Origin of the sequence: Loktanella sp. DJP18 (assembly GCF_049310965.1) — a bacterium.
Taxonomy (GTDB): domain Bacteria; phylum Pseudomonadota; class Alphaproteobacteria; order Rhodobacterales; family Rhodobacteraceae; genus Loktanella.
Window position 1 is genome coordinate 21,424 of sequence record NZ_JBMERN010000047.1, and the last position, 7,254, is coordinate 28,677.

Sequence of the window (7,254 nt, forward strand, 5' to 3'; positions counted from 1 at the left end):
CATGGAATTGATCCTTCAGATGATGGCTTTTTCGATGACGGGTCGATTGGCGGTGATGCGGCCATAGCCCAGCGGTGACAGGTCCAGCGTGCGATAGGCGCCGTGGACGATCCATTCGGACATGCCACGGCCCAGCGCCGGCGACTGCTGCAACCCGTGGCCGGAAAATCCGTTGACGAAGATGAAATTCGCGACCTCCGGATGCGGCCCGACGACAGCGTTCTGGTCCAGCGTGTTGTAGGCGTAATGTCCGACCCATTCGTTGATGACCTTGACGCGTTCGAACGCGGGGATGCGGGTCGCTATGGCCGGCCAGACCTTGTCTTCCCAGATCGCGTGGTCAAAGCCGAAATCGTCGAAGGCCACCGCCGGGTCATGGTCCGGCGTGGCCCCGGCCATGTAATACTTGCCGTCGGTCCGCATATGCACGCCGGACGGGTCGATGGTCAGCGGCAGATCGCGGTCCAGCGGCACCTCTGCCTGGAAGACGAAGGTGTAGCGCTTGCGCGGCTCGACCGGCAGGGTGATCCCCGCCATCGCCGCCGTGCGTGCGCCGCGCGGACCAGAGGCGTTGACGACCCAGCCGCAGGCGACCTCTGCCCCGCCTTGCAATAGCACCGCCGTCACGCGATCGCCGTCGCGGGTCATGCCGATGACCTCGTCCGTCACGAAGGTCACGCCGGCCCGCTTGGCCCCGCGCTTCCACCAGTCGAACAGGGTGCCGCCGTCGAAATAACCTTCGTTCAGGGTGTTGTGGTTACCCGCGATGATCCCGTCGAGGTCGTAGAACGGATAGGCGGCGGCGATCTGGTCCGGCGTCATGTGCCGCGTCCCCGCCCCCAGCGACGCCTGCACCTGCTGGCTGGCCTTCAGGGCTGCGGCAAAGGTGGGCGTGTCGGCCAGATACATGTAACCAAAGCTGTGCAGTCGTAGCGCGGGTGCGTCCGCCATGCCCGAGCGCTCGCGGAAGTTCAGGATGTAGTCTGCCCCATACTGCGAAATCCGCACGTTCAACGGGTCGGAAAATTGCTGCCGGATGCAGGAGTTGGTGTGGGACGTCGACGCGAACTGATAGCTGGGGTCGCGTTCCACGACCAGGATGCTGCCGTCGAAGTCAGGATCGCTGGCCAGATGAAACGCGACAGAGGAGCCGTAGATCGCGCCCCCGACGATCACGACATCATAGGCCGCGTTCATGCGGCCAGCGCCACACCGGCATCGCGCATTCCGGCGATGGCCGCATCCAGCGACCCGTTCGCGTCGATGGCGCGGGACAGGTCCGTGCGGACGGTCACGTCGAACCCGAGGCGTGCGGCATCCACTGCGGAAAAGTTCACGCAGAAATCAAGGGCGAGACCCACCAGCGTCAACCGCGTGATGCCCCGCGTGCGCAGGTAGCCTTCCAGCCCGGTGGGCGTGGCGCGGTCATTCTCGAAAAACGCCGAATAGCTGTCGATCGCAGGGTTGTAGCCCTTGCGGATGATCAGGTCGCCGTCGGTGCGCAGATCGCTATGAAACGCGGCACCGGTCGTTCCTTGAATACAGTGATCGGGCCATAGCACCTGCGGACCGTAGGGCATGTCCGTCACGTCCATGGGTGCCGAACCGGGATGGCTGCTGGCGAAGGACGAATGACCGCGCGGGTGCCAGTCCTGCGTCAGGATCACAGTGCGAAAGTCGTCCATCAGCGCGTTGATGCCCGCGACGATGGCGTCACCGCCGGTCACGGCCAGCGCACCGCCCGGACAAAAATCGTTCTGCACGTCGATGACGATCAGGGCGTGGTTCAAAGGCTGCATAGGACCTCTCGTCGCTTGATGGCCCATGCGTAGAACCCTGCCCGCGTCCGGTCAATCGCTGTGACCCTTGAACGGCTCGCGCGCATCGTCTAGGTGCGGCCGCTCGCAACCTTGGGGCAGACCATGGCCACGCTTGGCATCGACTTCGGCACATCCAACACGGCCGCCGCCCTGATGGCGGGCGACCGCATCTTTCGCGTGCCGGTAGAGCCGGGGCGCGAGACGCTGCCGACGTCGGTCTTTTTCGACTTGGATCGCAAACGCACCCTGATCGGCAGCGCCGCGAACGCCGCCCTGATCGACGGGCGCGAAGGGCGGTTCATGCGGGCGCTGAAATCCGTTCTAGGCACGCCGCTGATGCGGGAAATGCGCCAGATCGGGTATGAGAAGATGACGCTTCTTGATGTCGTGGCCCGGTTCCTGTCCACCGTGCGCGACCGCGCCCATGATGCGACCCGGCTGGACTTCGACACCGCCCTGTCGGGTCGCCCCGTGCGGTTCCACCCCGACCCTGCCCGTCATGCGCAGGCGCTGATCGACCTGGCGGAGGCCTACCGGATCGCCGGTTTCGACCGCGTCACCTTTCTGCCCGAACCGGAAGCGGCGGCCCTGACCGCCGGACCGCTGGACCGGGGACAGCTTGGCCTTGTGGTCGACATCGGCGGCGGCACATCGGATTTCACGCTGTACCGGCAGGACGCGGACGCGATTCACGTGCTGAACAGCCATGGGGTGCGCATTGGCGGGACGGACTTCGACCGGCTTCTGTCACTCGATCATGTGATGCCCTTGCTGGGTCGCGGCGGCGACGTGCGCAATACCTTTGGCACCGGCACGACCACGGCGCCCAACGCGATCTTCAACGACCTTGCGACCTGGGAAAAGATTGCCTTCCTCTACACCGCCGAGACTTGCCGTCTGGTGGCCGATCTGGCGAAGATGGGCGTCGATCAAAAGGCTTTTGCGCGGCTCGACGAAGTGATCGAGATGGAGTTGGGTCACGACATCGCCTTTGCCGTCGAGGCGGGCAAGATTGCCGCCAACGATACGCCACAAGGCTTGATCGACTTGAAGGCACTGGAACGCGGGCTGACGGTGCCCCTGACCCGTCAGGCTCTGGGCGATACGCTGGCCGACCTGACCGCGCAGATCAAGGATGCGGCGTACGAGACTCTGTCCGATACCGCGCCGCGCGACGTGGCGGCGGTGGTCTTTGTCGGCGGGTCCAGCCTGATGGGGACGATGACGCAGGCCATGGCCAACCTCTTCCCCCACGCGCGGCAGGTCCGTGCACAGGCCTTTACCGCCGTCAGCGACGGTCTTGCCATCGCCGCCGCCCGCCTGACTTGAAGGCCTCGCCGCACAGGCGTATGCCAGCCCCCATGTTCACCGTCGCCGCCCTGTATCATTTCACACGCTTCCCCGACCCGGTCGCCCTGCGCCAACCGCTGCTTGACCTGTGCAACGCCCACGGGATCAGCGGAACTTTGCTGCTGGCGGGCGAAGGCGTGAACGGCACCGTTGCCGGCAATCGCACAGGCATCGACGCGGTGCTGGCGCATCTGCGCGCCCTGCCGGGATGTGCGGGTCTGGTGCATAAGGAAAGCCAGGCCGCCGAACAGCCCTTCAACCGGATGAAGGTTCGGCTGAAGCGCGAGATCGTCACGATGGGCCAGCCCGACGTCGATCCGCTGCAAGGCACAGGTCATTACGTCGCGCCTGCCGACTGGAATGCGCTGATCACTGCCCCCGACGTCGCCGTCATCGACACCCGCAACGATTACGAGGTCGCCATCGGCACCTTCGCGGGGGCCGTCGATCCGCAGACACGCAGCTTTGGCGAGTTTCCGGCCTGGTGGGAGGCGAACAGGCACCGTTTTCACAACAAACGGATCGCGATGTTCTGCACCGGCGGCATCCGGTGCGAGAAATCGACGAACTACCTGCGCGGGCAAGGGGTGGAGGAGGTCTACCACCTGCAAGGCGGCATCCTGAAATACCTCGAAGAGGTGGCTGAAGCCGAAAGCACATGGCAAGGCGAATGCTTTGTCTTTGACGGCAGGGTGAGTGTCGGGCACGGGTTGGCGGAAGGCCCGCATATCCTGTGCCACGCCTGCCGCCGCCCATTGTTGCCCGCCGACCGCGACCGCCCGCAGTTCGAAGAGGGCGTCGCCTGCCACCATTGCGCCGACAGGACCTCTGCCGCCGACAAGGATCGCTTTCGCGAACGGCAACACCAGATCGCCCTCGCCAAAGCGCGGGGTGACCGCCACCTCGGAACCTTGTGAAGGGCGTCAGCCGTCATCAGGACACCGGACTGGCCCTGACCATCGGTGTGGTATCGGGGCTGCTTGGGTTTTGGATCGGGATGCCGCTGCCCTGGATGCTGGGGCCGATGATCGGCACCACCATCGCGGCGATGGCGGGGTTGCCGGTGCGGGGCCCAGGCAAGTTGCGCCCGATCGTCATCCCCGTCATCGGCGTCCTGCTCGGGTCGGGCATCACGGCAGAGCTGTTCGGTCAGTTGGGAAGCTGGGCATTGACGCTGATTCTGCTGCCCCTCTTTCTGACGGCGGCAGCCGGTGTGTCCTACTTCGTCTATCGCCGCCTTGGGGGGTATGACCCGGTCACCGCCTTCTATTCCGCCATGCCCGGCGGGCTGAACGAGATGCTGTTGCTGGGGGCCGCGGCCGGGGGCGACGACAAGAAGATCGCGCTTGCTCATGCCGCGCGGGTGCTGATCGTCATCTTCCTCGTCGTGCTGTATTTCGGCCTCGTCCTCGGCGTCCGGTCCGGTCAGAGCGGGCAAAACTACGTGCCGCTCGATGCGCTCGCGCTTACCGATTACCTGATCCTCGGCCTCTGCGCTGTGCTGGGGGCCGTCCTCGGCAAGGTGCTTCACTTGCCCGCCGCCCCCGTCTTTGGCCCGATGATCCTGTCGGGCATCGTCCACGTCGCGGGCTGGGTCCATGTCGCGCCGCCCACGGTCATCGTCATCACCGCACAGATCGTGATCGGAACCGTCATCGGCGCACGCTTTGTCGGAGCCTCGGTGAAGGAGATCCTGCGCGACATCGGCGTGGGCACCGTCGCGACCGTCGGCATGCTGGCTGTTGCCATCCTGTTTGCTGAAACCATCGCCCGCATCATGGACATGCCGCTGTCGCAGGCATTTCTGGCCTATGCCCCCGGCGGCCTGACCGAGATGTCGCTTCTGACGCTCACGCTGGGTCAGGACATTGCCTATGTCTCGGTCACGCACATCATCCGCATCACGATGATCATCGCCATAGCACCTGCCGCGTTCCGGTGGTTCAATCGCCGACGCTGACCCTGTTGCGCACATGCACCGTGGCCGTCGTGCCGCACCTGCGCCCTTTGCCTTCCACCTGCCCGGCGCGTAGAATCAGCGCAAATCCACACAACAGGTCATACGCCATGCTTGAACGTCTTCTCTCGCTGTTCCAACCGGGACGGACCATCACAGCACTTCCGGCCGTCGACGCGCAGCACGCGCTGGGTGCGCTTCTGGTGCGTGCCGCCAAGGTGGACCGCGCCTACCTCTTCGAAGAGGTCGAGGAGATCGACCACGTCCTCGCCCACATGTATGACCTGAACCCGGTTCAGGCCGCCAAGCTGCGGGCCAGCTGCGAGAAACTGGAACAGGCGATGCCCGACACCGACACGCTCGCCCGCGTCCTGCACGACGCCATCCCGCTGGCGGAACGCGAGGCCGCGGTCCGTTCACTGTGGTCCGTGGTGCTGGCCGACGGCAACGAACAGCCAGAGGAAGGCGACCTGTTGCACCAGATCGAAAAGACCCTTGGCGTGTCGCCCAAACGCGCGATGCACATCCATGCCGCCGCCGCGTTGGAAGCTGGCCAGCTATAGGGCAGGTCCTCAGGGCAGCGGCACGCCGTCGACCAGATCCTCGCGGCCGGGTTCGACCACCATCGAACCGGGGCTTATGCGCTTGCCAGCATCGGCCTGCCTTGCTCTAACCGCGCGAAACGCTCGAGGAGCCCGTCATGGTCGACATCGCCACCCGCGTCTGGAACCACAAGTGGAAGATCGACCCGATCGTCCGGTCCCTGATCGACACCGATTTCTACAAACTGCTGATGTGCCAGTCGGTGTTTCGCAACAAGCCGGGCGTGCAGGTGACGTTTTCCCTCATCAACCGCACGCAATCCATCCGCCTGGCCGATCTCGTGGACGAAGGCGAATTGCGCGAACAGCTCGACCACGTCCGGTCCCTGTCGCTGACCCGCGGCGAGTCGACATGGATGCGCGGCAACACCTTCTACGGCAAGCGCCAGATGTTCACCCCGGACTTCATGGACTGGTTCGAGAAGCTGCGCCTGCCGCCCTACCACCTCGAAAAGCGTGACGGCCAGTATGAGTTGACCTTCGAAGGGTCCTGGCCAGAGGTCATGCTGTGGGAAATCCCCGCTCTGGCGATCCTGATGGAACTCCGCTCGCGCGCCGTGCTGCGCGACATGGGGCGGTTCGAACTGCAGGTCCTCTATGCCCGTGCCATGACGAAGGTCTGGGAGAAGGTCGGTCAGTTGCGCCCGGCGCAGGGCTTGCGGCTCGCGGACTTCGGCACGCGGCGCAGGCACAGCTTTCTGTGGCAGGACTGGTGCGTGCAGGCGCTGCAGGAAGGGCTGGGCGACGCCTTCACCGGCACCTCGAACTGCCTGATCGCCAAGAACCGCGACATGGAGGCGATCGGCACCAACGCACACGAATTGCCGATGGTCTATGCCGCGCTGGCCGACAGCGACGACGCCTTGCGGCAGGCCCCCTACGACGTGCTGGCCGACTGGCAGGCGGAACACGACGGCAACCTGCGCATCATCCTGCCCGACACCTTCGGCACGCCGGGGTTCCTTGCGGGTGCCCCCGACTGGCTGGCCGGCTGGACGGGGATCCGCATCGACTCCGGCGATCCTGCGGCGGGGGCAGAGGCGGCAATCGCCTGGTGGAAGGCCTGCGGCGAGGACCCGAGGACGAAGCTCATCATCTTCTCGGACGGGCTGAACGTCGAGACCATCCTGGAGCTGCACGCCCAGTTCCAGGGCCGCGTCCGCGTCAGCTTCGGCTGGGGCACGATGCTGACAAACGATTTCATCGGGTTGGTGCCAGGCGACGCCTTGGCCCCCTTCTCGCTGGTCTGCAAAGCCGTCGCGGCCGACGGACGGCCCACGGTGAAGCTGTCCGACAACCCGAACAAGGCGATGGGACCGGTTGACGAGATCGCACGGTATAAGCGCGTGTTCGGCGTGGGGACGCAGGAGCGGGTGGAGGTTGTGGTGTGAACAATTTTGATGACGGCTATGGAAAAAACTTCGTATTTTCTATGGATTATACTCCGAGTCCTGCGGAAGCCGAATTTGTTGACTTGACGGTTGGGTTTGGAACGATTCAGCTATGCCTATGATCCGCCCCGGCC

Annotated in this window: 8 protein-coding genes; 5 read left to right on the plus strand and 3 right to left on the minus strand. The window is 64.8% G+C overall.

Annotated features, from left to right (window positions below):
* Positions 1–15: 15 nt before the first annotated feature.
* Both ACOI1H_RS14060 and pncA read right to left on the minus strand, forming a co-directional pair.
* Positions 16–1,197, minus strand: coding sequence for an NAD(P)/FAD-dependent oxidoreductase (locus ACOI1H_RS14060; RefSeq protein WP_422438360.1), 1,182 nt, complete (start codon positions 1,195–1,197; stop codon positions 16–18).
* Complete coding sequence (pncA, locus tag ACOI1H_RS14065; RefSeq protein ID WP_422438374.1) at positions 1,194–1,790, minus strand: bifunctional nicotinamidase/pyrazinamidase; 597 nt, start codon at positions 1,788–1,790, stop codon at positions 1,194–1,196. The genes ACOI1H_RS14060 and pncA overlap by 4 nt, the downstream gene beginning before the upstream one ends.
* Positions 1,791–1,922: 132 nt before the next feature.
* Here pncA and ACOI1H_RS14070 point away from each other — a divergent pair, with 132 nt between their 5' ends.
* Genes ACOI1H_RS14070 through ACOI1H_RS14080 form a run of 3 tightly spaced genes read left to right on the plus strand, consistent with a single transcriptional unit; the run spans position 1,923 to position 5,130 of the window.
* Positions 1,923–3,149, plus strand: coding sequence for an Hsp70 family protein (locus ACOI1H_RS14070; protein ID WP_422438361.1), 1,227 nt, complete (start codon positions 1,923–1,925; stop codon positions 3,147–3,149).
* Positions 3,150–3,181: 32 nt separating this feature from the next.
* Positions 3,182–4,087, plus strand: coding sequence for a rhodanese-related sulfurtransferase (locus ACOI1H_RS14075; RefSeq protein ID WP_422438362.1), 906 nt, complete (start codon positions 3,182–3,184; stop codon positions 4,085–4,087).
* Entirely contained in the window at positions 4,084–5,130 is a 1,047-nt protein-coding gene (locus tag ACOI1H_RS14080; protein ID WP_422438364.1) for an AbrB family transcriptional regulator, read from the plus strand. Before ACOI1H_RS14075 ends, ACOI1H_RS14080 begins: the two co-directional genes overlap by 4 nt.
* Here the strand turns inward: ACOI1H_RS14080 and ACOI1H_RS14085 are convergent.
* Positions 5,114–5,239 (minus strand): hypothetical protein, encoded by a 126-nt coding sequence (locus ACOI1H_RS14085; protein ID WP_422438366.1) that lies wholly within the window; start codon positions 5,237–5,239, stop codon positions 5,114–5,116. The genes ACOI1H_RS14080 and ACOI1H_RS14085 overlap by 17 nt on opposite strands.
* Here ACOI1H_RS14085 and ACOI1H_RS14090 point away from each other — a divergent pair.
* Both ACOI1H_RS14090 and pncB read left to right on the plus strand, forming a co-directional pair.
* Entirely contained in the window at positions 5,238–5,690 is a 453-nt protein-coding gene (locus tag ACOI1H_RS14090) for a TerB family tellurite resistance protein (protein WP_422438367.1), read from the plus strand. The genes ACOI1H_RS14085 and ACOI1H_RS14090 overlap by 2 nt on opposite strands.
* Before the next feature lie 137 nt (positions 5,691–5,827).
* The gene (gene pncB, locus ACOI1H_RS14095) at positions 5,828–7,120 is read left to right on the plus strand and encodes a nicotinate phosphoribosyltransferase (protein WP_422438368.1); all 1,293 of its coding nucleotides are present in this window, start codon (positions 5,828–5,830) and stop codon (positions 7,118–7,120) included.
* Positions 7,121–7,254 lie beyond the last annotated feature (134 nt).